Annotated in this window: 23 protein-coding genes; 18 read left to right on the forward strand and 5 right to left on the reverse strand. The window is 71.9% G+C overall.

The genetic code is table 11. From position 1 onward, the window contains the following. Nucleotides 1-4: 4 nt before the first annotated feature. Genes ABWO84_RS10235 through ABWO84_RS10255 form a run of 5 tightly spaced genes read left to right on the forward strand, consistent with a single transcriptional unit; the run spans nt 5 to nt 4871 of the window. Entirely contained in the window at nt 5-760 is a 756-nt protein-coding gene (locus ABWO84_RS10235) for a 6-phosphogluconolactonase (protein WP_353114441.1), read from the forward strand. Then, the gene (locus ABWO84_RS10240) at nt 753-1508 is read left to right on the forward strand and encodes a sugar isomerase domain-containing protein (protein ID WP_353114442.1); all 756 of its coding nucleotides are present in this window, start codon (nt 753-755) and stop codon (nt 1506-1508) included. The genes ABWO84_RS10235 and ABWO84_RS10240 overlap by 8 nt, the downstream gene beginning before the upstream one ends. Then, nucleotides 1505-2650: an N-acetylglucosamine-6-phosphate deacetylase gene (locus tag ABWO84_RS10245; protein WP_353114443.1), complete on the forward strand. Its 1146-nt coding sequence runs from the start codon at nt 1505-1507 to the stop codon at nt 2648-2650. The genes ABWO84_RS10240 and ABWO84_RS10245 overlap by 4 nt, the downstream gene beginning before the upstream one ends. Then, nucleotides 2647-3903: a hypothetical protein gene (locus ABWO84_RS10250; RefSeq protein ID WP_353114444.1), complete on the forward strand. Its 1257-nt coding sequence runs from the start codon at nt 2647-2649 to the stop codon at nt 3901-3903. The genes ABWO84_RS10245 and ABWO84_RS10250 overlap by 4 nt, the downstream gene beginning before the upstream one ends. Then, the gene (locus ABWO84_RS10255) at nt 3900-4871 is read left to right on the forward strand and encodes a LacI family DNA-binding transcriptional regulator (protein ID WP_353114445.1); all 972 of its coding nucleotides are present in this window, start codon (nt 3900-3902) and stop codon (nt 4869-4871) included. Before ABWO84_RS10250 ends, ABWO84_RS10255 begins: the two co-directional genes overlap by 4 nt. A gap of 176 nt (nt 4872-5047) precedes the next feature. Here the strand turns inward: ABWO84_RS10255 and ABWO84_RS10260 are convergent, their stop codons facing one another. From ABWO84_RS10260 to ABWO84_RS10270, 3 genes are read right to left on the reverse strand one after another with little or no spacing between them, the layout of a single operon-like run. Then, nucleotides 5048-5854, reverse strand: a complete 807-nt coding sequence (locus ABWO84_RS10260) for a hypothetical protein (RefSeq protein WP_353114446.1) — start codon at nt 5852-5854, stop codon at nt 5048-5050. A 29-nt stretch (nt 5855-5883) separates the two neighbouring features. Beyond that, complete coding sequence (locus ABWO84_RS10265) at nt 5884-6234, reverse strand: TraR/DksA family transcriptional regulator (protein ID WP_353114448.1); 351 nt, start codon at nt 6232-6234, stop codon at nt 5884-5886. 40 nt (nt 6235-6274) lie between these two features. Continuing rightward, nucleotides 6275-6805 (reverse strand): hypothetical protein, encoded by a 531-nt coding sequence (locus tag ABWO84_RS10270; RefSeq protein WP_353114449.1) that lies wholly within the window; start codon nt 6803-6805, stop codon nt 6275-6277. Between the two features lie 261 nt (nt 6806-7066). Between ABWO84_RS10270 and ABWO84_RS10275 the strand changes: the two genes are divergently transcribed. Then, nucleotides 7067-7852 carry an IclR family transcriptional regulator gene (locus ABWO84_RS10275; protein ID WP_353114451.1) on the forward strand — a complete coding sequence of 262 codons (786 nt, stop codon included), beginning with the start codon at nt 7067-7069 and terminating at the stop codon, nt 7850-7852. A gap of 142 nt (nt 7853-7994) precedes the next feature. On the opposite strand, the gene ABWO84_RS10280 is transcribed toward ABWO84_RS10275, so the two are convergent. Further along, on the reverse strand, nt 7995-8819 hold the full coding sequence (locus tag ABWO84_RS10280) for an IclR family transcriptional regulator (protein WP_353114452.1): 825 nt from the start codon (nt 8817-8819) through the stop codon (nt 7995-7997). A gap of 123 nt (nt 8820-8942) precedes the next feature. Here ABWO84_RS10280 and ABWO84_RS10285 point away from each other — a divergent pair, with 123 nt between their 5' ends. From ABWO84_RS10285 to ABWO84_RS10340, 12 genes are all read left to right on the forward strand, one after another. Continuing rightward, nucleotides 8943-9359, forward strand: a complete 417-nt coding sequence (locus ABWO84_RS10285; protein ID WP_353114453.1) for a GlcG/HbpS family heme-binding protein — start codon at nt 8943-8945, stop codon at nt 9357-9359. 206 nt (nt 9360-9565) lie between these two features. After that, on the forward strand, nt 9566-11119 hold the full coding sequence (locus tag ABWO84_RS10290) for an ABC transporter substrate-binding protein (protein ID WP_353114454.1): 1554 nt from the start codon (nt 9566-9568) through the stop codon (nt 11117-11119). A 67-nt stretch (nt 11120-11186) separates the two neighbouring features. Further along, nucleotides 11187-11876, forward strand: a complete 690-nt coding sequence (locus tag ABWO84_RS10295; RefSeq protein ID WP_353114456.1) for an RraA family protein — start codon at nt 11187-11189, stop codon at nt 11874-11876. Continuing rightward, the gene (locus ABWO84_RS10300) at nt 11876-12643 is read left to right on the forward strand and encodes an HpcH/HpaI aldolase family protein (protein ID WP_353114457.1); all 768 of its coding nucleotides are present in this window, start codon (nt 11876-11878) and stop codon (nt 12641-12643) included. Before ABWO84_RS10295 ends, ABWO84_RS10300 begins: the two co-directional genes overlap by 1 nt. After that, nucleotides 12627-13634 carry an ABC transporter ATP-binding protein gene (locus ABWO84_RS10305; RefSeq protein ID WP_353114458.1) on the forward strand — a complete coding sequence of 336 codons (1008 nt, stop codon included), beginning with the start codon at nt 12627-12629 and terminating at the stop codon, nt 13632-13634. The genes ABWO84_RS10300 and ABWO84_RS10305 overlap by 17 nt, the downstream gene beginning before the upstream one ends. Beyond that, nucleotides 13631-14662 carry an ABC transporter ATP-binding protein gene (locus tag ABWO84_RS10310; RefSeq protein WP_353114459.1) on the forward strand — a complete coding sequence of 344 codons (1032 nt, stop codon included), beginning with the start codon at nt 13631-13633 and terminating at the stop codon, nt 14660-14662. Before ABWO84_RS10305 ends, ABWO84_RS10310 begins: the two co-directional genes overlap by 4 nt. Further along, on the forward strand, nt 14659-15579 hold the full coding sequence (locus ABWO84_RS10315; RefSeq protein WP_353114460.1) for an ABC transporter permease: 921 nt from the start codon (nt 14659-14661) through the stop codon (nt 15577-15579). The genes ABWO84_RS10310 and ABWO84_RS10315 overlap by 4 nt, the downstream gene beginning before the upstream one ends. Then, nucleotides 15579-16517, forward strand: a complete 939-nt coding sequence (locus tag ABWO84_RS10320) for an ABC transporter permease (RefSeq protein WP_353114462.1) — start codon at nt 15579-15581, stop codon at nt 16515-16517. Before ABWO84_RS10315 ends, ABWO84_RS10320 begins: the two co-directional genes overlap by 1 nt. A gap of 41 nt (nt 16518-16558) precedes the next feature. Further along, nucleotides 16559-18247 carry a DUF885 domain-containing protein gene (locus ABWO84_RS10325; protein ID WP_353114463.1) on the forward strand — a complete coding sequence of 563 codons (1689 nt, stop codon included), beginning with the start codon at nt 16559-16561 and terminating at the stop codon, nt 18245-18247. A 23-nt stretch (nt 18248-18270) separates the two neighbouring features. Then, nucleotides 18271-19071 carry a creatininase family protein gene (locus tag ABWO84_RS10330; RefSeq protein WP_353114464.1) on the forward strand — a complete coding sequence of 267 codons (801 nt, stop codon included), beginning with the start codon at nt 18271-18273 and terminating at the stop codon, nt 19069-19071. Continuing rightward, entirely contained in the window at nt 19068-20786 is a 1719-nt protein-coding gene (locus ABWO84_RS10335) for a DUF885 domain-containing protein (RefSeq protein WP_353114466.1), read from the forward strand. Before ABWO84_RS10330 ends, ABWO84_RS10335 begins: the two co-directional genes overlap by 4 nt. A 30-nt stretch (nt 20787-20816) precedes the next feature. Then, on the forward strand, nt 20817-22205 hold the full coding sequence (locus ABWO84_RS10340) for a dipeptidase (protein ID WP_353114467.1): 1389 nt from the start codon (nt 20817-20819) through the stop codon (nt 22203-22205). Between the two features lie 228 nt (nt 22206-22433). On the opposite strand, the gene ABWO84_RS10345 is transcribed toward ABWO84_RS10340, so the two are convergent. After that, nucleotides 22434-22982, reverse strand: a complete 549-nt coding sequence (locus ABWO84_RS10345; RefSeq protein ID WP_353114468.1) for a MarR family winged helix-turn-helix transcriptional regulator — start codon at nt 22980-22982, stop codon at nt 22434-22436. Nucleotides 22983-23137 lie beyond the last annotated feature (155 nt).

Raw genomic sequence — 23137 nt, forward strand, 5'->3', positions numbered from 1 at the left:
CGAGATGACCCTTCACCCCCTCACCGTGCACCGTCACGCCGACCCGGCAGAGCTCGGCCGGGCGGCGGGCGCCCATGCCGCCGCGCTGATCGCGGAGGCGGTCGCCGCCCGGGGCGCGGCGCGGGTGATGCTCGCCGCCGCCCCCTCGCAGTCCGCGACGCTCGACCGCCTGGCCGAGGCCGACCTCGACTTCTCCCGCGTGACCTTCTTCCACATGGACGACTACATCGGGCTGCCCGCCGACGCCCCGCAGGGCTTCGGCAACTGGCTGGAGGCCGGGTTCCTCTCCCGCCTGCCGGCGAGGCCGGTGTTCCACCGCATCGACCCTTCGCGTCCGGCCGCCGACAGTGCGGCGTCCTATGCGGAGGTCATGGGCGACGAGCCCTTCGACGTCACCCTCTGCGGCCTCGGGGTCAACGGCCATCTCGCGTTCAACGACCCGCCCGCAGACTTCGCCGACCCGCTCGCCGCCCGGCCGGTGAACCTCGACGACACGTCGCGGCAGCAGCAGGTCGACGAGGGGCACTTCCCCGGCTTCGACGCCGTGCCCGCCCAGGCGATCACGGTCACCATCCCGCGGCTGCTCGACACCCGTCACGTGATCTGCAGCGTGCCGGGGGCGCAGAAGCGTCAGGCGGTGGTCGACACGCTGACGCGCGACCCCGACCCGATGCACCCCGGCACCGCACTGCACACGCACCCCGACGTCCATCTCTACGTGGACGCCGACTCGGCTCCGGAGGGACGCGACGATGAGTGAGCTCGCCGACGAGTACTTCGACGCCGTCACGGGGCTGATGGCCCGCATCCGCGCGGAGGAGGGGGAGGCCGTCGCCGCTGCGGCAGCCGTGCTCGCCGCGCAGATCGGACGGGACCGCCTGGTGCACGTCTACGGCCCCGGCGGGCACTCGAACCTGGCCAGCCAGGAGGTCTTCTTCCGCGCCGGAGGGCTCATGCACGTCTCGGCGATCCTCGACGAGGGCACTCTGCTGTCGTCCGGGGCGCTGCGCTCCATGGCGATCGAGCGCCTGCCCGGGTACGGCCGCATCGTGATCGAGCGCGCCGGCATCGGCGCCGAGGACGTGCTGATCCTCGTGAACGCCTATGGCATCAACTCCGCGCTCATCGACGCCGCCCTCACGGCCCGCGAGCGCGGCGCCACCGTGATCGGCGTCTCGTCCCGGTCGCATGCCGAGCAGACCGCCCCGGGGCATCCGGCGCGGCATCCGTCCCGATCCGACCTCCACGACGTCGTCGACGTGCACATCGACACGAAGGTGCCGGTCGGGGACGCCGTGATCCAGGTGCCCGGCGCGCTCGAGCCCTCGGGCGCCACCTCGACGTTCGCGAACGCGTTCACCCTCAACTGGCTCATGCTGGAGACGCTCGCGCTCCTGGGTGCGACCGGCGAGGAGGTGCCGATGTGGCGCTCGGGCAACGCGCCCGGAGGCGACGAGGCGAACGCCCGCTTCATCGAGCGCTTTGCGGATCGGGTGGCCTGGCTGTGACCGGCGCGCGCGTCGTCGCAGGCCGCGATCCCCGCACGGGCGGGGGCATCCGGGTGCGGATCGAGGATGCGCGGATCATCGCCGTCGAACGCGACGGGGAGGGGAAGGGGCCGTGGATCGCCCCGGGGCTCGTCGACCTCCAGGTCAACGGCTACGGGGGTGACGACGTGAACGCCGCCGAGCCCTCCCCCGAGAGGATCTCGGCGATCACCGCCGCGCTCGCCGCCCGCGGCGTGACCACGTGGACGCCCACGGTGATCACCGGGACGGAGGAGGAGATCTGCGCCAGGATCGCCGCGGTGACCGCAGCCGCCCTGGGCGACCCGGCGGTGGCCGCCGCGGTGCCGTTCGTGCACGTCGAGGGGCCGTTCCTCTCGCCGATCGACGGGCCGCGGGGCGTGCACGACCGCGCCGCGATCCGTCCGATCGACGCCGAGGAGGTGCGTCGCTGGACCGCTCACGGGCGGATCGGCTACGTGACCGTCTCGCCGCACGACGACGACGCCCCCGCGCAGATCGCCCGGATCGTCGCCGGAGGCGTCGCGGTCGCCATCGGGCACACCCACGCCGCCCCGGAGCGGATCGCACACGCCGTCGACGCCGGGGCCTCGCTGTCGACGCATCTCGGCAACGGGATCTCCGCCGAGCTCCCGCGGCATCCCAACCCGATCTGGACCCAGCTGGCCGACGACCGGCTGCGCTGCGGGCTGATCGGCGACGGCCATCATCTGCCGCCCGAGACCTTCACCGCGATGGCCCGGGCCCTCGGTCCGGATCGCGGCTTCCTCGTCTCCGACGCCGTCGAGCTGGCCGGGTCCGCCCCCGGCCGCTATCGCACCACGGTGGGCGGGGAGGTGATCCTCACCGACGACGGCCGGCTGTCCTACCCCGACACGGGGTATCTGGCGGGCTCGGCGGTGAGCCTCGCCGACTGCGTGCACTGGGTCGCCACCAGGACGCCCCTCGGCCTCGACACCGCGGTGCGTCTCGCGACCGAGAACCCCGGCCGCATCATCCGCGATCTCACCGGCGGCGGCTTCGAGGCCGGCCGAATCGCCCCGGGTGCGCGTGCCGACCTCGCGCTGCTTGACGACGACGGCGCGCTGCGCGAGGCGATCGTCGCGGGGGAGACGGTCGGATGAGCGGCACGGTGCTCGCGGGTGTCGCGCTCCGCACAGTGGAGGTGCCGGACGGGACCCCGATGTCGGGTTTCGCGGCCCGCACCTCGGGCAGCGCCGGCGTGCACGACCCGCTCACCGTGCGCGCGCTCGTGATCGGCGGCATCGCCCTGGTGGCGGTGGACTGCTGCGCACTGCATGAGCGGACCTGCGAGGAGGTGCGGACCGGGCTGCGCGCCGAGGGCGTCGTCGCCGAGACGGTGCTCCACGCGACCCACACGCATGCCGGGCCCTGCATCTCCCGGGAGCGCCTCGGCATCGACGCGCCCGCCGTGCGCGAGGCCGTCGGCCGGGCGATCCTCGAGGCCGTGCGCGAGGCCGTCGACGCCCTCCTGCCGTGCACGCTCTCCTTCACAGAGGCAGGGGGCACCGGGGTCGCCCGCAACCGGCGGCATCTCGACCGCGAGATCGACCCTCCGGTGCAGGAGATCGGCTTCGATCACGAGGGCCGTCGTCTCGCGACCCTCGTCTCGTATCCCTGCCATCCGGTCGTGCTCGATGCCTCGAACACCCTGATCAGCGGCGACTTCGTCGCGCCGCTGCGCGATCGTGTCGAGGCGGGGCGCGCGGGCGGCGTATGCATGTTCCTGACCGGCGCCGCCGGAGACGTGAACACCGGGCACAGCGCGGAGGCCTCGTTCGTGGCGGGGGGAGAGGGACGCACCTTCGACGAGGCCGCGCGGGTGGCCGGCGTGCTCGCCGAGGCCCTGCTGGCTGCGGAGGGCGTCGCGGTGACGGCCGACGAGCCGCGCTTCGCCGCCGCGGAGGTGCACCTCGACCTGGAGCGCGTCTCCGCCGGCGGGATCGCCCGCGATGTGCGCGCCTGGCGGGCCGAGCTCGCGTCGGGCACCGCGCGGACCGCGCTGCTGGAAGAGTGGCTGCGCTGGGCGGACGAGCTCCCCGCGGATCCGGCCGCGTCGTGGACGGGCCGGGTGTCGGTGATCGCCTGCGGCTCGCTGCGGATCGTCGCGCTCCCGGGGGAGCCGTTCCTCGTGGCGGCCGACCGGCTGCGTGCATGTCATGATGGCCCCATGATCGTGCTGGGGTACTGCGACGGCGTCCCCGGCTATCTCCCCGACGAGGCCGAGTACGCCCACGGCGGCTACGAGGTCGCCGACGCGCACCGCTACTACGCGATGCCCGCGCCGTTCGCCCGGGGATCGCTCGAGCGGGTGGTGTCCGCCGCGGAGACGCTGCTGGCGGGACTGCGCCGGTGACCGTCGCCCGCGCCTCGGTCGTCGACGTCGCGCGGGCGCTCGGCATCGCGCCCTCGACCGTGTCGCGGGCGTTCAACCACCCCGACCGGCTGCGTCCCGAGACCGTGGCGGCGGTGCAGGAGGCGGCGGAGCGGCTCGGGTACGTGCCGAACCGTCACGCGCGGGCGCTGATCACCGGACGCACCGGGGCGATCGGGCTCATCGTGCCCGACATCACGAACCCGTTCTTCCCGAAACTGGTCCGCGCCGCCCAGCGCTCGGCCGAGCAGCGCGGCCTCTCGATGTTCGTCGCCGAGACCGGCTACGACCCCGAGAAGGAGCGGCGGCAGATCGCCACCATGGCGCCGCAGACCGAGGGTGTGATCGTGGCGTCGTCGCGGCTGCCCGACGACGAGCTGCGCCTCATCGCGCAGCGCACGCGGGTGGTGTTCATCAACAACGACACTCCGGGCCTGTCCCGGGTGCTGCTCAGCTCCGGCAGCGCCCTGCGCGAGGGCATCGGACACCTCGCGGCACAGGGCGCGCGGCGCCTCTGCTACGTCGGCGGCCCGGCGCGCTCGTGGTCGGAGGGGGAGCGTCGGGGAGCCGTGCGCGAGAGCGCGGCCGCTCTGGGCCTCGAGGCCCACTATCTGCGCGACGAGTCGGGCACCTATGCCGAGGCGCGGGCGCTCGCGAAGTCGGTGCTCGCCTCGGGCGCTGATGCGGTGATCGCCTTCGACGACGTGGTCGCGCACGGCGTGCTCGACGGGCTGCTCGTCGCGCACGTGCGCGTGCCCGAGAAGATGTCGCTGCTCGGGTGCGACGATGCCCTCCCGATTCAGACGCATCCGCGGATGTCGACGATCCGCCTGCCCTTCACGGAGGGCGTGCGGGCTGCGATGGCGCTCATCGTCGCGGACGAGGTCGAGGCCGACACCCGGATCGAGGTCGCGGGCGTGCTGGAGCTCCGCGAGACCACCCGCGGCTGACCCTCCGGCCCGTTCGTCCGTTCCCGGTCCGTTCTGTTCCCGGTCCGTTCTGTTCCCGGTCCGTTCTGTTCCCGGTCCGTCCATTCGTCGCAAAGTGCCGTTATCCGACCCGGATTCCGGCACTTTGCGACGAATAGACGGGAGAGGGGGGCGGGGAGGAGGGGAGGCGCGCCGGGTCAGGGCTCGGGATGACGGAGGGGCATCGGCTGCGGATCGGCGACGGGCTCCGGCTCAGGGTCGGGCTCCGGGACCGCGGCGGGCCGGGACGGGAGGGCCTGCGCGACCTTCTTCTCCAGCACCGTGACCGCCTGGTCGGAGAGCACGATGAGGCCGTCGAGCTCTTCGCGCACGCGCTTGTAGGCCACGTTGCGCTCGGCCTGCGTCGCCGACTCGTCGACGGCCACCTTGAGCAGCTGCTGGGCGCGGTCGAGCCGTTTGCGCTCGGCCTCCGTGAAGGTCGAGTCGCGCAGCCGCCGGGCATCCTTCTCGGCGACCTCGAAGGCGACCGCGTAGTTGCCGACGGCATCGAGGTACTCGGTGATCTGCTGCTCGTCGACCTTGGCTTCGGAGGAGGAGGGCCGCAGCGCATCGGCGGCCTTCTTCGCCCGCAGGAAGGCGGCGGTGAGAGGCTGCCGGCCGTCGCTCATCGCCGGGAACGCGATGAGCTTCGCGACATCGAGCTCGTAGTCGAGCCAGCGCGCGGTGATCTCGTCGTGCTCGGCGAAGAGTCGCTCCAGCAGCTCCTTCTGCGAGGCGGCCTGCTGCTTCGCCGGAGTCCTCGGCAGGGGCGCGCGGCCGCCGCGGGCGGCCATCTGGGCGGCCTTCAGCTCGCCCTTCAGGCGCAGCGTCTCGAGGCGGCGCTCGTGGCGGCGGCGGGCACCGCGCTCCCACGCCTTGGCGATCCCGCCGGCGGCACCCATCAGCGGGAAGATGATCCACCAGTGGTCGCCGAACCACGAGAGGACCTGCGGAATCGGATCCATAGTGACCTCAGCCTAAGCCCGCGTCGCGTTCACCGCTGGGCGGAAGCGCACGCGACGCAGCGGTCGGCGAACGGCCGTACGTCGAGGCGTCCGTCCGGGATCGGCCGGCCGCACGAGACGCACACGCCGTAGGAGCCCGCCTCGAGCCGGGCGAGGGCGTCGTCGATCTGCCGGAGCTCCGCCCGCGCGGCCTCGGCCAGCCCGCTGAGCCGGGACCACTCCGAGGACAGCGTGACGCCCTCCGGGTCGTGCTCGTCATCGTCGTTCGAGCCCTCCCGGTCGTGCACGAGGGCATCGAGTGCCTCAGCGGACGCGTCCGCCCGCGTCGCCGCCTCCTCGCGCAGCGTGCGCAGCATCCGCCTCCTCCGCTGGTCGATCATGCCGTCACCATAGCCCCGGCCTCCCGCATCCGGCCGTGCTTCAGCGCTCGTACGGCTCGGCCCGTCGCAGGGCCGCCTTCGCGAAGGCCGTCCGCATGGCGTCCGATGTCGCGATGTCGCCGACGCCGATCATGAGGAGGGAGAAGACGATCTGCTCGATCACCATCCAGAACGGATACAGGCCCGGGATCGCGGCGATCACCAGCGTGACGGTGGGGAAGATCCGCGAGAACAGCCGCAGCCGCTGGTACGCCCAGTACCAGCCCTCGCCGGCGCGCAGCGCGAAGTAGCCGAGTCCGAGCGTGAGACCCAGTACGACGACGCCGCGCAGCCACACCGCGACGCTGTCGGGCCGGCCGCTCAGGAGGTTGACCAGTGCGATCACGAGCGCGGCGAGGCCGACCAGGATCTCGGCGGTGAGGATCCATCGGATCGCCCGGAACCCGCCCCGCACCTTCGGCGCCGCGACCAGGTCGCGGGGCGCGCGGAGGTCGCGCTGCCGGCGCCCGGCGGCGATGCGGTCCACCCGGCGCAGCAGCGCGGGGATCCCGGTGAGGTCGTCCGTGCCCATGGGGAGATTCTGCTCCTCCGGTGGGCCCGTGGGATCCATCGAAAGGTGGGCATCCACCGCGCATCCACCGCGGGTCGCGTCCGCGCCGCGCGTCTATTCGTCACAAAGTCCCGCTATCCGCGTCGAATTCCGAGACTTTGCGACGAATAGACGCGGATACGCAGGGGTGCGGATGGGTGCGCAGGGATGTGGATGGGACGCGGAGGCGCGGCGATCGGGCAGAATTGGGGGAACGCGCATTCCAGGATCGACGAGGACCACATGGCAGGACAGGCATCGAAGGGCGTCGCGTCCGCGCCGCGGACGCCGAAACCGGTGCAGGCCGCGCTCACCGCGTCGGACGTCCTCGAAGGACTGGCGGCGGCCGGCGGGCAGTCCAGCCTCACCCAGCTCGTCGACCGCACCGGCATCCCCCTGGGCACGGTGCACCGCATGCTGCAGGCGCTCGCGCAGCAGGGGTACGTCCGGCAGGATCCGGACACCCGCCTCTACGCGCTCGGCCCCACGCTCATCCGCGTCGGAGGCATGAGCGGACGACTGCTCGGCAGCTGGTCGCGACCCATCCTCAACGCCCTCGTCGAAGCGACCGGCGAGACGGCGACGCTCTCGCTGCTCGACGGCGCGGACATCGTCTACATCGCCCAGGTGCCTTCGCCGCACAACCTCCGGATGCTCACCCAGCTCGGCCGGCGCATCCCGGCGGCGAGCACCGCGGCGGGCAAGGCACTGCTCTCGCTGCTCGACGACGAGCAGGTCGCGGACCTCTTCGCGCGGCATCCCGTCGAGCCCCTCACACGGCGCACGATCGTCGACCCGGCGCAGTTCGTCGACGAGCTCGCCGTGGTGCGCGAGAAGGGCTTCGCGGTGGAGGACGGCGAGCACGAGCTCGGCGTCCGTGCGTTCGCGATGCCGGTGCGCGGCGAGCGCCCGATGGCCGTCGCGGTATCGGGGCCGGACACCCGCTTGTCCACCGAGGGCATCCTCGCCCAGGTGCCGACCATGCAGGACGTCGTGGCGCGACTGGAGGTCGAGGCCACCCGCCACTGAGCCGGCCGAGGTCGCTCGCATCGGGCGGCTCCTCGGCGGGTGGGGCGCCGATGCCGAGCGGCGTGCGCTCCGGAGCCGCCGCCGACCCGATTCCTGCGGAGGCGGGCGGGCGGGAGCCTCGATGCCGGGCGCTCCGTGACCGTCAGCGCGCCCGGAGGGCGGCCGAGAACTCCGCGGCGGTGCGCTCCAGCGCGGGCAGATAGCCGATCGCGTCGGAGATCGACATCCGGCTCTCCGGGGCGCTGAGCGACATGGAGAGCACGCGGGGCGCGGTGAGCACCGGCACGGCGATGCAGCGCACGCCGACGTCCTGCTCTCCGTCGTCGAAGGCGTAGCTCTGCCGGCGCACCACGGTGAGCTGCGCCATGAACGCCTCGAGGTCGGTGATCGTGCGATCGGTCTGCTGCGGCATCCCGGTGCGCAGCAGGGTGTCTCGCACCTTGTCGTCGGGAAGCTGCCCGAGTAGCGCCTTGCCCATCGCGGTGGAGTGCGGCGCGACACGGCGCCCCACCTCGGCGAAGGTCCCCAGGGTGTGGCCGGAGACGACCTGGCCCAGGTAGACCACCTCGTCGCTGTCCAGCACGGCGATGCTCGCGGTCACGCCGGTCTCGTCGACGAGGCGCTCCAGATGCGGGCGCGCCCAGCTGTGCAGCTGAAGGCTGGCCGTGGCGCCGAGGTGGATGAGCCGCGGTCCGAGGGTCAGCCGATCGCCGTCCTCGACGAGGAGGTACCCCTTGCGGGCGAAGGTCGCGACGATGCGCGTGAGCGTGGCCTTGGGCAGTCCGCTCGCCTCGACGAGCTCGTCGAGGGTCATGCTGCGGGCGGCGTCGGCGAGCACCTCGAGTACGGAGAACGAGCGGAGCAGCGCGCTGGTGCCGAGCACGGGCTTCGCCGCGCCGTCGGAGAGGTCGTCGGCGCGCGCAGGGGTCGCCGCCTCGGCGGCGACGGCGGAAGTCTCACCGTCCATGTCGTGTCTCCCCCGTCTGATCCGGTCTACTGGTTCTCTTTTGGATCAGATTATCTAATAATGGCCTCTGAGTCTCCACATCTTCGTCGAGACCGAGAGTTCATCCAGAGTAGGGGAAACATCATGAGTGAGACGCGTGTGCCGTCGGACGTCGCGAAGAGGCTGCTCGAGGAGGCCGCGGTGCAGTCCGCGCGGATCGGGGTGCCGATGGGCTTCGCGATCGTGGACACGGCGGGTCATCTGACGTCGTTCGAGCGCCTGGCCGGTGCGGGGTGGGTGACCGTCGGGCTCGCGCAGGGCAAGGCCAGGGCGGCCGTGGCCTTCGGCTCCTCCACTGCTGAGCTGGCCGAGCGGTGGGCGGGCGCCCCGCTCTTCGCCACGGCGCTGATCGCGCAGAACTCGGGGGACCTCGTCCCTGCGCCCGGAGGGTTCCCGATCGTCCTCGACGGCGTCGTCGTCGGCGCGATCGGCGCGAGCGGAGGCACCGGGGCTCAGGATGCGGCCGTGCTGCAGGGCGCTCTCGACGCCGTGACGGGCTGAGTCCCGTGGAGGGGCATTTGGTGCTTGACGAGCATCGGATGCCCCTCTAGGCTGATTCCTGAATAAAGATTTCCAAAAATAGAACATCGAAGTGAAACACAGGGCGGAGCGAAGGAGTTCCGCCCCCCGGTGCGTCCCCCGCGTTCGTTCCCGACCATCGCGCGGCCACCGGATCCCGGCTTTCTAGGCATTACGAAGGAGTAATCGTGAAGGAATCCACCTGGCGCCGCGGTCTCGCCATCGGGCTCGCCGCCGCCGTGCTCGCGACGATCGCCGGCTGCGCGGCGTCGCCGGACGCCGACGGCGGGAAGAAGAAGGACTCGATCATCGTCGTCCAGCAGGCGGACATCGCGAGCCTCAGCACGAACATCGCGTCTCAGCGCACCGCGTCCCGTGTCGCCGGCGAGATCAACGAGGCCGCCGTGAAGATCACCTTCGACGGCGACAAGCCGAAGCTCGTCCCCGGTCTCGCCGAGTCGTGGGAGCAGAAGGACGAGCACACCTGGCGCTTCACGGTGCGCCCCGACGTCACGTTCACCAACGGCGAGAAGCTCACCGCGGCCGCCTTCAAGAGCACGCTCGAGCAGTACCGGCAGGATCCGGCGGGCAAGGTCACGACGATCATGAAGAACGTCCAGATCAACGTCGTCGACGAGATGACGTTCGACGTCGTCACCGAGGAGTCGAACCTCGGATCGCTCCCGGTGCAGATGACCTGGATGGCCGTCCTCCCGCCGGAGTACCGCGGGTCGATGACCGAGGCCGCCTTCGGGGACGCCCCCATCGGCACCGGCCCCTACATGCTCGACGAGTGGAAGAAGGGCATCTCGGTCACCCTCAAGGCGAATCCCGACTACTGGGGCGAGAAGCCGGCGATCAAGAAGGTGACGGTGCAGACCGTCCCCGACGCCGCCACCCGTGTCGGCATGCTCGAGACCGGCGCCGCCGACCTCGTGTCCGACATCACGCCCGACATGATCAAGCGCGCCGAGGGCATCCCCGGCACCACCGTGAAGTGGGGCGCGAGCGACACCCGCTCGACCCTGGTCCTCAACACCAACACGGCGCCGACCGACAACCTCCTGGTCCGGCAGGCGATCAACTACGCCGTCGACAAGGAGTCGCTGGCCAAGTCGCTCTTCGGCGGCCACGCCACCCCGATCTCCAGCCCGATCGTCAAGGGGGAGCTCGGCTACGACCCCGACCTCGACGAGTACCCCTACGACCCCGAGAAGGCGAAGCAGCTGCTCGCCGAGGCGGGCTACCCGAACGGCGTCGCGATCGACCTCAACTACACGATCGGCACCTCGGTGCAGGACCAGAAGGTCGGCGAGGCGCTGCAAGCCATGCTCGAGGCCGTCGGCTTCACGGTGAACATGAAGGGCGGTGCGTTCGCCACCCTCCAGCCCACCTGGCGCGAGCCGGGCAAGTCGTCCGGGATCTACACGATGACCTTCGGCCCGGTCTACCCCGACAGCAGCTTCCTGTTCAACAAGGCGTACTTCCACCCCGACGCCGTCTACGGGACGGTCTGGACCAAGACCGACGACACCCTCACCGCGCTGTCCGACAAGGCGCTGACCACCTCGGACGAGAAGGAGCGCCAGGACCTCTACGAGCAGGCGGCCAAGAGGGTGATGGACGAGGCGCTCTGGGTGCCGATGTTCAACTACCAGAACGGCTACGCGATGGTCGAGGGCCTCGACTGGAAGCCGGTCCCCGACAACCGCTTCTACTTCGAGAACGCCTCGTTCCGCTGACCCCCCTCCCGGTGCGGGGCGACGTCCCTCGTCCCGCACCGCACACCCCTACGACGAAGGAGTCCCCATGGACCTCGGCTACCGCGTCCTCCCCCGAACCCCCCGGATCGACCAGACGGCGCTCGACGAGCTCGCCCGCTACGACGTCGCCGACCTCGCCGACACGATGCGCCACGCGCGCACGATGTTCGGCATCCGCTCGGTCTACCCGTCCACCCGTCGCATCGCCGGCACGGCCGTGACCCTCAGCGTCAGCGTGCCCAACATCGACATGCTGCGCGTGGCCCTGGAGATCTGCGGGCCCGGCGACGTGCTCGTCATCAACGCCCGCGGCATCACGACCCAGGCGGTGCTCGGCGGCTACATGAGCACCGCGCTCGTCAACCGCGGGGTCGCCGGGGTCGTCGTGGACGGCGCGGTGCGCGACGCGCACGAGATGCGCGAGAACGGCCTCCCCGTGTTCGCACGTTCGACCACGACGAACGGCGCCGCGCTCACCGCACCGGGAGAGGTGAACGTGCCGGTCGCGTGCGGCGGCATCGTCGTGGAGCCCGGTGACGCGATCATCGCCGACGAGGGCGGCATCGTCGCGATCCCGCCGGCCGCGGTCCCGGTCGTGCTCGACAAGGCGGCGAAGCTGCTCGACGTGCACGAGGGCTGGGCCGACGAGGTCGCGAGGGGCGAGATCTTCGGCCTCACCGACAGCAGGAGCAGGGTTCTGGCGGCAGGGTGCCGCTTCGAAGGAGAGGATGCGTGATGCGAGTCAACCGCCTGAAGGAGATGCTCGCCGAGAGCGACCGCCCGCTGTTCGGGATCTTCATGAACTTCGCGACCGCCCGCCAGGTGGAGTTCGTCGGTCACGCCGGATTCGACTGGGTGCTGCTCGACGCCGAGCACGACGGCCTCACCGTCGACCAGGCCTACGAGCTGGTCATCGCCGCCGACGCGGTGGGCCTCGGCACCGTGGTGCGCGCCCCCGCGAACCGCCCGGAGCTGCTGCTCGCCTACGCGGAGACCGGCGCCAACTCGATCATCGCCCCGCACGTCGACTCCGCGGCCGCCGGCGAGGCGCTGGTGTCGTCGCTCAGCTACCCGCCGCGCGGCACCCGCGGCCTGGGCTCCGGGTCCCGTGCCGCGAACTACGGCCTCACGCAGACGCCCTCGCAGTACTTCGCCGACGGTGCGCACGCGCTCCCCGCCGCGCTCCTCGAAGACGTCAGCGCCTACGACGACCTCGACGCGCTGCTGGCGATCGACGGGCTCGACATCTTCTGCCTCGGCTCCGGAGACCTCTCCGGCTCGCTGGGGATCCCCGGTCGGTACGACGACCCCGAGGTCACCCGGCGCGTCTCCGCGGCCTCCGACGCGATCATCGCCGCGGGCAAGATCGTCTCCTCATCGGTCGGCGACGCCGCGGGCGCGCGTCGTTCCGCGGAGGCCGGGCACCGGCTGATCGCCTGCAGCAACAGCGGCCTCTTCGGTCGCGCGGCGAAGGAGTACCTGGCAGATGCCCGCCGCGAATGACGCCGAGCCGCTGCTCCGGGTGCGCGACCTCGAGGTCGCGTTCCCGGGCGCGCGGAGCGTGCTGCACGCCGTGAACGGCGTCTCCTTCGACCTGCACCGGGGTGAGACCCTGGGCGTGGTCGGCGAGTCCGGATGCGGGAAGTCCACGATCGGCAGGGCGCTGATGGGGCTCGTCCCCGACCCGGGCCGGATCGTGGGCGGATCCATCCGCCTCGAGGGCGAGGAACTCACCACGCTGCGGGGCGATCGGATGCGCTCGCTGCGCGGGCGGCGCATCGCCATGATCTTCCAGGACCCGATGTCCTCGCTCAACCCGGTCATGACGATCGGCGCGCAGATCATCGAGTCGCTCACCATCCACACCCGCCTGCGCGGCCGGAAGGCCGAGGCGCGGGCGGCGGAGCTGCTGCGGCTGGTCGGCATCCCCGATCCGGTCGGCCGCCTCGGCGCCTACCCTCATCAGCTCTCCGGCGGCATGCGCCAGCGGGCCGGCATCGCGATGGCGATCAGCTGCGACCCTGCGGTGCTCGTCGCGGACGAGCCCACCACGGCGCTCGACGTCACGGTGCAGGCCCAGGTCGTCGAGCTGCTGGCCCGGCTGCGCGACGAGCTCGGCATGGCGATCGTGCTGATCAGCCACGACCTCGGCGTCGTCGCCGGCATCGCCGACCGGGTGATGGTCGTCTACGGCGGCTATGTGATCGAGACCGGCCGCACGGCCGACGTGCTCGATCGCAGCACCCACCCCTACACCGAGGGGCTCATCGCGTCGCGCACCGAGATCGACGGCGCCCGCCCCGAACGCCTCCGTGCGATCCCCGGCGCCGCCCCCGCATTGATGGGGCCGGCGCTCGAATGCCCCTTCCGGGAGCGGTGCGCGCTCGCCGAGGACGTCTGCCGCGACAGCAACCCCGCGCTGTCGCCGGTCGGCGACGGACACGAAGCCGCCTGCCACGTGCGGGCGCCCCTGACGATCGGAGCGCTGCGATGACGGCGACGACGCCCCTGCTCGAGGTCGAGGACCTGCGCGTGCACTTCAGCGCCGGCTCCCGGTTCGCCGGCGGGAAGAGCCGCGTCAAGGCCGTCGACGGCGTCTCGTTCGCCCTCGACCGCGGCGAGACCCTGGGCCTCGTCGGCGAATCGGGGTGCGGGAAGAGCACCACCGGTCGCGCCGTGCTCCAGCTCACCCGCCCCACCGGCGGATCCGTGCGCCTCGACGGGGTGGAGCTGACCGCGCTCGGCGCCCGTGAGGTGCGCCGCACCCGGCGGCGTATGCAGATGGTCTTCCAGGACCCCTACTCCAGCCTCGATCCCCGGATGACGGTGGCCGACGCCCTCGCCGAGCCGCTGCGGATCCACCGCCTCGCCTCCGGCCCGGCGGTCGCCGCGAAGGTGAAGGAACTGCTCGACTCGGTCGGCCTCCCCGCCTCGGCGGCGGAGCGCTACCCGCACGAGTTCTCCGGAGGGCAGCGGCAGCGCATCGCGATCGCACGGGCCCTCGCCGTCGACCCCGATCTGCTCATCTGTGACGAGCCGATCTCCGCGCTCGACGTCTCCGTGCAGGCCCAGGTGCTCAACCTCTTCGACGACCTGCAGGAGCGCTACGGCCTGGCATACCTCTTCATCGCACACGATCTGGCCGCGGTGCGACACGTCTCGCACCGCATCGCGGTGATGTACCTCGGCGGCATCGTCGAGGCGGGGGAGCGCGACGAGATCGTCGCCGATCCGCTGCATCCCTACACCCGGGCGCTGATCTCGGCGGTGCCGCGGATCCGCGCCGAGGAGCGCGGCCGGGAACGCATCGTGCTCGGCGGCGACCTGCCGAGCCCGGCGAACCCGCCGTCCGGCTGCCGGTTCAGCACGCGGTGCCCGTTCGCGCAGGAGCTGTGCCGCACGTCCCGCCCCGAGCTGCAGGAGGCGGCGCCCGGACGCACGGTCGCCTGCCACTTCTGGGCGGAGATCCGCGCCGGCGAGGCTCCGGCGACGGGCGGCGTCGCGGAAGGCGGCGCGTCATGATCCGGTTCCTCCTCCGGCGCACGGGCCTGGCGCTCTTCGTGATGCTCGCGGTCATCGCGGTGGTGTTCTTCGTGCTGCACCTCACCGGCGACCCGATCGGCGTCGCCCTGCTCGGTTCTGGCGCCTCGGCCGACGACATCGCACGCATCAAGCACGAGCTCGGCTACGACCGCCCGCTCCTGGAGCAGTTCGGCTCGTTCATCGGCGGGATGTTCCAGGGGAGGTTCGGCAACTCCCTGCAATACGGTCAGGACAGCCTCGTCCTCACCATGCAGCGGCTGCCGTACACGCTCTCCCTCGCCGGCGTCGCGCTGCTGCTCACGATCGTGGTCGCGGTGCCGCTCGGCATCCTCGCGGCGGTCCGCCGCGGCCGGGCGACCGATCGCATCGTCATCGGTCTCGCCGCCTTCGGCCAGTCGGTGCCCTCGTTCGTGGTGGGCCCGCTGCTCATCCTGGTCTTCGCGGTGGGGCTGCGCTGGTTCCCCGTCGCCGGTGCCGGATCGCCGATGGCGATCGTGCTGCCGGCGGTGACGCTCGCGCTGTTCCCGATGTCGCGGGTGATGCGCCTGGTGCGCACCAGCATGATCGAGGTGCTCGGCGCCGACTACGTCACCACCGCGCGGGCCAAGGGGCAGCGCGAGGGCGTCGTGATCATGCGGCATGCCTTCCGCAACGCGCTGCTCGCGGTCGCGACCGTGATCGCCCTGCAGCTGACGTCGATGATCGGCGGCGCGGTGATCGTGGAGGCCGTGTTCGGCTGGCCGGGGATCGGCAGCCTCGCGAAGGACGCCCTGATCAACTCCGACTTCGCGCTGGCGCAGACGATCGTGATCATCACGGCCGCCGGCGTGGTGCTCATCAACCTGATCACCGACATCGCCTACTCCCTGCTGGACCCACGGATCGGACTGAAGTGATGAGACGTACTTCTCCCGCCGACAGCACGGCGACCATCGTGACCAACCCGCAGAGCCGGCCGACGGTGCGCGTCGGACCCTCGCGGATCCCGCCGGTGCGGCGTCGCGGACGCAACGTCCCCGCGGCGATCGCTGTCGGCACGCTGATCCTGCTGGTGCTCGGCGGCGTGATCGGCCCGCTCTTCCTCCCGGACCCCGCGGTGCAGCAGCTGTCCAGCGCGCTGCAGCCGCCGGCGTGGATGGCGGGCGGCTCGCCCGAGCACCTCCTGGGCACCGACCACCTCGGCCGCGACGAGCTCGCACGGGCGGCCGTCGGCATCCGCACCTCGTTGCTCACCTCCGTGGTGGCGACCCTCGTCGGCGGCGCCTTCGGGGTGCTCGTCGGCATGATCGCCGGCTTCTACCGCGGCTGGGTCGACGAGGTCATCATGAGGATCAGCGACATCCAGATGTCGATCCCCAACATCCTCCTCGTGCTGACCATCGTCACGGTGCTGCGGCCGAGCCTCGCCTCGATCATCTTCGTGCTCGCGCTCTCGGCCTGGGTGCTGTTCGCCCGCGTCGCCCGCGCCGAGACGCTGTCGCTGCGCGAGCGGGACGTCGTCCTCGCGGCGCGGGGCCTCGGGGCGAACGACATGCGCATCCTGCTGCGGCACCTGCTGCCGAACATCAGCGGTCCGCTGCTGGTGATCGCCACGTTCGAGATCGCGACGCTCATCATCGCGGAGTCGTCCCTGGGATACCTCGGCCTCGGGGTCCCGCCGCCCACGCCCACGCTCGGCGCGATGATCTCCGCCGGCCAGGAGGGCCTCACCGCCGGAGTGTGGTGGCCGGTCGTCGTGCCCGGCGTGGTGATCGCCGCGTTCATCATGAGCGTCAACGTGCTCGGCGACTGGATGCGCGATCGCCTCGATCCGCACGAGAAGACCCGTCGCTGACCCCTCCGCATTTCCCGTCCGACCATTCGAGGAGTACCCCCATGCCTTCGCACACCGAGGCGGCTGCCGCCGTCGACCTGCTGTCCGAGTCGATGCTCGAGCTGTGGCAGGAGCGCGATCCGTTCCGCGCCGCGCCGTTCGGCTACCCCGCGGCGGCCCGGCTGCTCCCCCAGTACGGGGAGTCCGCGGTGGAGCGCCGGCGGCATGCGCTCACCTCGCTCGCCGCGCAGGCGCGGGCGGTGAGCGAGGAGGGGCTCGACCCGCAGCGCCGCCTCACCCGGGAGATCCTCATCGAGCAGTCGGAATCGGCCGCGCAGCTGATGGCCGCCGACACCGAGGTGTTCACGGTGAACCTGCCGCGCGAGTTCAGCGCCGCATCGGTGGTGCGCGGGATGACCAAGACCGCGGTCGTGGACGAGCAGTCCGGGCTCGCCTACCTCGCCCGTCTGCGCCAGCTCCCGGCGTTCCTCGACACCGACCTCGGCCTGCTCGACCGGGGCGTCGCCGAGGGGCGCGCTCCGCTGCGGCGTCCGCTCGAGGTGACCCTCGCCGAGCTGGACGGGCACCTGTCCACGGAGCTCGGGGACGACCCGCTGCTGGGCGTGCTGCGCGGCGAGTGGGACGGCGCCGCCGCGTGGCGCGACGCGGCCGAGCGCGTGGTCGCGGAGATCGTGCGCCCGGCTCTCGCGCGGTTCACCAGCCGGGTGCGGCAGGCGGTGCTCCCCGAGGCCCGCGGCGACGACCGTCCGGGACTCTGCTGGATCCCGCGGGGGGAGGAGGCCTACGCGGCCTTCCTCCGTGAGGAGATCACGCTGCCCGTCGATCCGCTGCGCCTCCACGAGGAGGGCCTCGCCACGATGGCGGAGATCGGCGCCGAGCTGTCGCGGCTCGGGAGGGCCGTGCTCGGCGAGTCCGATCCGGCCGCGATCGTCGAACGGCTGCGCAGCGACCTGTCGCTCGCCTACACCTCCGGCGAGGACGCCCTGGCCGCCGCCGCGGCGAGCATGGCCGACGTCGAGGCGGCCCTGCCGGGGTTCTTCGCGCGCGAGCTGCCGCACTGCGAGGTCGCGGCGATGCCCGCGGCGACCGCGAAGCACTACGGCGGCGGGCAGTACATGCCCGGCGCCGCCGACGGCAGCCGCTCCGGGGTGTTCTACATCAACACCACCGGCACCCGGTTCCGCCACGAGGTGCGCGGCATGGTCACCGGCGGCGCCGTCCCCGGGTCCCACGTGTTCTGGTCGTACGCCTTCGCGGCCGACGTGCCGGCGTTCCGCCGGGTGGCGTTCGTGCCCGCGTTCGTGAAGGGCTGGGCGTCGTACGGCGGCCGGCTGGCGCTCGAGATGGGACAGTTCTCCGATCCCCTCGAAGAGCTCGGGTTCTGGGCGAAGCAGGCCGTCAACGCGGCGCGCCAGGTGGTCGACACCGGCGTGCACGCGAAGGGGTGGACGCGCGACGCCGCGCTCGGCTACCTGATCGCCCACACCGCGCTCTCGCAGCGCGACGCGGAGACCGAGCTCTCGCGGCTCATCGCGATGCCGGGCGAGGGGCCGATCTTCGCGTTCGGCGGCCGTCAGATCGCCGCCGCCCGCGCCGAGGCCGAGGCCGCTCTCGGAGCCGCCTTCGACCTGGGCCGCTTCCACGACCACCTGCTGCGCGACGGCGCGATGCCGCTGGCGACGATGCGCGCGCGCATGACCGAATGGGCCCGATCCACCGCCACGGCGTGATCGCGCACGAAGAGAGGACACCGATGAAGACCTTCTACCCCGACCTCACCTGGACCGAGGCCGCTGAGGCCGCCGCCGCGGGGCGCGTGGCGATCCTGCCGATCGGCACGGTCGACGCGAACGGACCGCTCACTCCGATGGGCTTCGACTACGTCGTCTCGGAGGAGCTGGCGAAGACCGTCGCGGAGCGCACCGGATCGCTGTGGCTGCCCTCGCTCGCCTATGGCGTCTCCGAGGCGCTGGACGGGTTCCCGGGCACGATCACGATGCCGCCCGAGCACCTCGCCGTGCAGGTGGACGCCGTGGTGCGCTCCCTCATCCGCGCCGGCTTCGACCACATCCTGCTGGTCACCAACCACGGACCCAACCAGTTCCCGGTGGAGTACGCCTGCCGCCGGATCCGCCGCGACACGGGTGTGCTGGTCGCCTCCGTCAACCCGGCCCAGCTGTCCGGCGACCTGCGCGGCACGCTCTTCGACGGCGGCAACCCGGCGATCGGGCACGGCTCCGAACCCGGTGTCTCGCTGCTGATGCACCTCCGCCCCGGCGCCGTCGACCTGACGCACGCGGAGCGCCGCCCGAAGAGCGACTTCCAGGGGCTGGAGGTCATCACCCCCACCGAGGTGCGCTTCGGGGCGAGCAGGGTGAACCTCTACCTCGAGCTCGAGGAGGTGTCGCCCACCGCCGGGTGGGCCGACCCGACCGAGGCGTCGGCCCAGAAGGGCGAAGCGCTGTTCGCCGCCATGGCCGACTACGTCACGGAGTTCGTGGAGACCTTCCGCGGGCTCGACACCCGTGCCGCCGCTCCGGAGGTGATCGCATGACGGCCGCCGAACAGGTCGCGGTCTGCGCCGACCGCCTGCTCGCGCTCAACGTCGCCTGGGACCCGTTCCTCGCGAGCGCCGTCGGCATCCCCGAGGCCGCGCCGCTCGTGCCCGACGACTCGCCCGAGGCTGTCGAGAGGCTGCGCGCCGGCTACGTCGAGGTGGGCGCCGCGCTCGCCGCGATCCCCGTGGAGGAGCTGGGCTTCTCCGATCGGCTCACCGTGCGGATGGCGCAGTGGCATGCGGAGCTGTGGCCCCGCATCCTCGACAGCCGCCGTGAGGAGTACACGGTGTCGCGTTACAAGGCGTGGTCGCTGCCGACCGCGATGAACAGCGTGATGCCGAAGACCCTGATCCAGACCGCGGCGGAGGCCGACGCGTACCTCGAGCGCTGCGGTGCGCTTCCCGCCGCGCTCGCCGGGGCCGTCGACGGTCTCCGCCGCGGTCTGTCCTCGGGCCGCACCCCGGTGCGGCGTCTCGTCGAGGGCGTGCTCACGCTCGTCGACGGCATCGAGGGCAGAGGAGGTCCGGAGGCCACGCTCGGCGCCGTCCGGATCGACCCGTCGTTCCGCGAGGACCCGGCCTGGCGCGAGCGCCTCGCCGACGTCACCGGGGGACCCGTCCGCGCCGCGCTCGGCGAGATGCGCCGGATGCTGGAGGAGGAGGCGCTGCCGCACGCGCGCAGCGACGAACGGCCCGGCATGGGCTGGATCCCCGACGGGGAGGCCGCCTACGCGGCATCCGTCGCGGAGCACACCACCACCGCGCTCACGCCCGACGAGGTGCACGACCTCGGCCTCCGGGTCGTCGCCGAGCTGGCCGACGAGGGACGCGCACTCGCCGCGGGCGCGTTCGGGGACGGCGACCTCGACGCCGCGATCACGCGGCTGCGCGACGACCCCTCGTTGCGGTTCACGCGCAGCGAGGACATCCTCGCCGCGGCGCGTGCGGCGTTCGAGCGTGGCCAGGAGATCCTGCCGGGCTTCATCGGCCGCCTGCCCGAGACCGCGTGCGAGGTGCATCCGATGCCCGCGGTCGAGGCGGCGCAGATGATGCAGGCCTACTACCGTCCCGGCGATCTCGCGACCGGCAAGCCGGGGGTGTTCTGGGTGAACACCGACCTGGGCCGCGGACCGACGCGGTACGAGCTCGAGACGCTCGCCGCCCACGAGTCGGTGCCCGGGCACCACGTGCAGTGGTCGATGGCGCGCGAGGTGCGGCAGTCGCGCTACCGCAACCTCACGCCGACCACCGCGTTCATCGAGGGGTGGGCGCTGTATTGCGAGCGCAACGCGGCCGGACTCGGGCTGTTCACCGACGAGCTGTCCCAGCTGGGCATGTGGTCGTCGCAGTCCTGGCGGGCCGCCCGGCTCGTCGTCGACACCGGGCTGCATGCCAAGGGCTGGAGCCGGCGCCGCGCGGTGGAGTACCTGATGGCGAACACCGCGACCACGCTCGAGAACGCCGAGGGCGAGGTCGACCGCTACATCGGGAACCCCGGTCAGGCCCTCGCCTACATGACCGGGCTGCTCGAGCTGCGTCGTGCCCGGGCCGATGCGGAGAAGCGGCTCGGCACCGCCTTCGACCAGCGCGGCTTCCACGACCGGCTGCTGGCCCAGGGGTCTCCGCCCCTCTCGCTCGTCCCGCTCATCGTCGATGAGTGGGAGGCCGAGGTCCGTGCCGACCCCGCGGTCCGCCCCGATCCCTCGGCCTGACCGCGAAGACCCCTACGAACAAGGAGAGACATGAACGACGTGACGAGCGGGGCGCTGGCCTGGCTGCAGGAGAACGAGGAGGCGGACATCGACCGCCTCGCCGAGCTGGTGGCCATCGAGTCGGTGGCATCCGACCCCGCGCGGCTCGGTGCCGTCCGCGAGTCGGTGATGTGGATGAAGGACGAGCTGGAGCGCGTGGGATTCGGGGACATCCGCATCCACGAGACCGACACCAATCCGGCGCTGACCGCCCGATACGCGTCGCCCGTCGAGGGCGCCCCCACCGTGCTCGTCTACGGTCACGTGGACGTGCAGCCGGTCGAGCCGCTGGACCAGTGGAAGTCGGCGCCGTTCTCGGTCGACCGCCGCGACGATCGCCTCTGGGGCCGCGGCGTGACCGACGACAAGGGCCAGGTGCTGATGTACACGCGCGCCGTCGAGGCCGTGCGCGCCGCCGGGGGAGAGGTGCCGGTGAACATCATCGTGCTGATCGACGCCGAGGAGGAGATCGGTTCCCCGAGTCTCGATGCGGTCCTCGACGCGAACCCCTGGCTCTCGGAGGCGTCGGTCGCTCTGGTCAGCGACTCGCCGGCCCTGGGCCTGAACCTGCCCGCGGTCGGATACTCGCTGCGGGGCATGGCGTATGTCGAGGTGACCGTCCGGGCGCTCTCGAACGATCTGCACTCCGGGCAGTTCGGCGGTGCCGTCCCGAACGCGGCCGACCTGCTCGCACGGATGATCGCCGGGCTGCACGACGCCGAGGGGCGGGTGACCGTGCCAGGGTTCTACGACCGGGTCGTGGAGCTCACCGCGGAGGAGCGCGAGCGCCTCGCCGCGCTGCCCTTCGACGAGGCGGGGTGGCTGTCCACGATCGGCGCGCTGTGCGGCGTCGGCGAGGAGGGCTTCTCCGCGCTGGAGCGCACCTGGGGTCGTCCGACCCTCGAGGTCAACGGCGTGTTCGGCGGGCACACCGGCCCCGGGCCGAAGACGATCGTCCCCGCGGAGGCGACCGCGAAGCTGTCGATGCGCCTCGTCACGGACCAGGACCCCGATGAGGTGGCGCAGCTGCTCATCGCGCACCTGAAGGAGATCGCCCCGCCGTCGGTGACGATCGAGACCTGGAGCGACACCGCGTCGAAGCCGGTGCTGACGCCGACCGACACCCCCGCGATGACGGCGGCGCTGGAGGCGCTCGAGGAGACCTGGCGGAGCACGCCGTATCTGATCCGCGACGGCGGCACGATCCCCGCGGTCGCCACGCTGCAGTCGAGGTTCCGCCTCCCGACGCTGCTGCTCGGTTTCGGATGCCCCGACGAGAACAAGCACGCGCCGAACGAGTGGCTGCCGATGGACCACTTCCGTCGTGGCCCGGAGACGCTCGTGCGGCTGTTGCCGAAGCTCGCCGCCGCGCTCGGCTGAGCCCGGGCCCGCACCGGAGGGGCGTCGCCTGAGGCGGCGTCCCTCCGGTGTTTCCGGGGTCTGGTGTTTCCGGGCTCCGGTGTTTCCGGGGTCCGGTGTTTCCGGCCCGTGGAGTCCGGTGCTCCCGGCCCGTCTATTCGTCGCAAAGTCCCGTTATCGAGGCCGGATAACGGGACTTTGCGACGAATAGACGCCGTCGCGGACGCCCTCGCGGAGACGGAGGCGCGGTCAGGACACCGAGTCGCGGCGGCGGGCGTGCTCGCCGGCGTAGTCCATGAGCTTGCCGAGGATCGCGTGCAGCTGCGACTTCTCCTCGTCGCTGAGCACCGACGCCCAGCGCGCCTCGCGGACGTTCCGCGCCCGGAAGGCCCGGTCGAAGACCTCGCCCCCCTCCTCCGTGATCGACACCACGTTCGAGCGGCGGTCCTCGGGCGACCGGTTGCGGTCGACGAACCCGTCGGCGACGAGCGTGCGTACGGCCGACCACGTGGCCGCCTTGCTCATGCCGGCGAGCTCGGCGAGACGCAGCATGGGCAGCGGTCCGCAGAGGGAGAGTACGAACATGATGCGCTGCCCGGCGGTGGAGAGGCGGAACTCGTCGCCGGACTGGCGGGCGTCGAAGAACATCACATCGGTCGCGCGGTGCAGCGACATGACGAGGTAGGACGCCTCGACGTCGAGCCCCGGCCAGAGCTCCCCGGTGTGGGCGTGCGCGAACGCCGCGAACGTCCAGAAGTCGAGTTCATCGGTCTCCGACCTCGGTGTCGGCATGTTCATGGGCTCCCCGTCCGTCCCTCGGATCGATCATGCCCTATCGCGGGATGTGCGCAGGACAGGCCGTCGATCCTTTCGGATCCAATTTAGAACAAGCTTGAACTATTCCGATAGTTCAAATATGGTCTATTCCATCAGATCGGTCGATGGACGACGAT

This window comes from Microbacterium sp. (assembly GCF_040394595.1).
In the GTDB taxonomy this organism is placed as follows: domain Bacteria; phylum Actinomycetota; class Actinomycetes; order Actinomycetales; family Microbacteriaceae; genus Microbacterium.

Coding starts and splice junctions, on each gene's coding strand:
- ABWO84_RS10235 (WP_353114441.1), top strand. CDS start 5: ATGACCCTTCACCCCCTCACCGTGCACCGTCACGCCGACCCGGCAGAG.
- ABWO84_RS10240 (WP_353114442.1), top strand. CDS start 753: ATGAGTGAGCTCGCCGACGAGTACTTCGACGCCGTCACGGGGCTGATG.
- ABWO84_RS10250 (WP_353114444.1), top strand. CDS start 2,647: ATGAGCGGCACGGTGCTCGCGGGTGTCGCGCTCCGCACAGTGGAGGTG.
- ABWO84_RS10260 (WP_353114446.1), bottom strand. CDS start 5,854: ATGGATCCGATTCCGCAGGTCCTCTCGTGGTTCGGCGACCACTGGTGG.
- ABWO84_RS10265 (WP_353114448.1), bottom strand. CDS start 6,234: ATGATCGACCAGCGGAGGAGGCGGATGCTGCGCACGCTGCGCGAGGAG.
- ABWO84_RS10270 (WP_353114449.1), bottom strand. CDS start 6,805: ATGGGCACGGACGACCTCACCGGGATCCCCGCGCTGCTGCGCCGGGTG.
- ABWO84_RS10275 (WP_353114451.1), top strand. CDS start 7,067: ATGGCAGGACAGGCATCGAAGGGCGTCGCGTCCGCGCCGCGGACGCCG.
- ABWO84_RS10280 (WP_353114452.1), bottom strand. CDS start 8,819: ATGGACGGTGAGACTTCCGCCGTCGCCGCCGAGGCGGCGACCCCTGCG.
- ABWO84_RS10285 (WP_353114453.1), top strand. CDS start 8,943: ATGAGTGAGACGCGTGTGCCGTCGGACGTCGCGAAGAGGCTGCTCGAG.
- ABWO84_RS10295 (WP_353114456.1), top strand. CDS start 11,187: ATGGACCTCGGCTACCGCGTCCTCCCCCGAACCCCCCGGATCGACCAG.
- ABWO84_RS10300 (WP_353114457.1), top strand. CDS start 11,876: ATGCGAGTCAACCGCCTGAAGGAGATGCTCGCCGAGAGCGACCGCCCG.
- ABWO84_RS10305 (WP_353114458.1), top strand. CDS start 12,627: ATGCCCGCCGCGAATGACGCCGAGCCGCTGCTCCGGGTGCGCGACCTC.
- ABWO84_RS10310 (WP_353114459.1), top strand. CDS start 13,631: ATGACGGCGACGACGCCCCTGCTCGAGGTCGAGGACCTGCGCGTGCAC.
- ABWO84_RS10315 (WP_353114460.1), top strand. CDS start 14,659: ATGATCCGGTTCCTCCTCCGGCGCACGGGCCTGGCGCTCTTCGTGATG.
- ABWO84_RS10320 (WP_353114462.1), top strand. CDS start 15,579: ATGAGACGTACTTCTCCCGCCGACAGCACGGCGACCATCGTGACCAAC.
- ABWO84_RS10325 (WP_353114463.1), top strand. CDS start 16,559: ATGCCTTCGCACACCGAGGCGGCTGCCGCCGTCGACCTGCTGTCCGAG.
- ABWO84_RS10330 (WP_353114464.1), top strand. CDS start 18,271: ATGAAGACCTTCTACCCCGACCTCACCTGGACCGAGGCCGCTGAGGCC.
- ABWO84_RS10335 (WP_353114466.1), top strand. CDS start 19,068: ATGACGGCCGCCGAACAGGTCGCGGTCTGCGCCGACCGCCTGCTCGCG.
- ABWO84_RS10340 (WP_353114467.1), top strand. CDS start 20,817: ATGAACGACGTGACGAGCGGGGCGCTGGCCTGGCTGCAGGAGAACGAG.
- ABWO84_RS10345 (WP_353114468.1), bottom strand. CDS start 22,982: ATGAACATGCCGACACCGAGGTCGGAGACCGATGAACTCGACTTCTGG.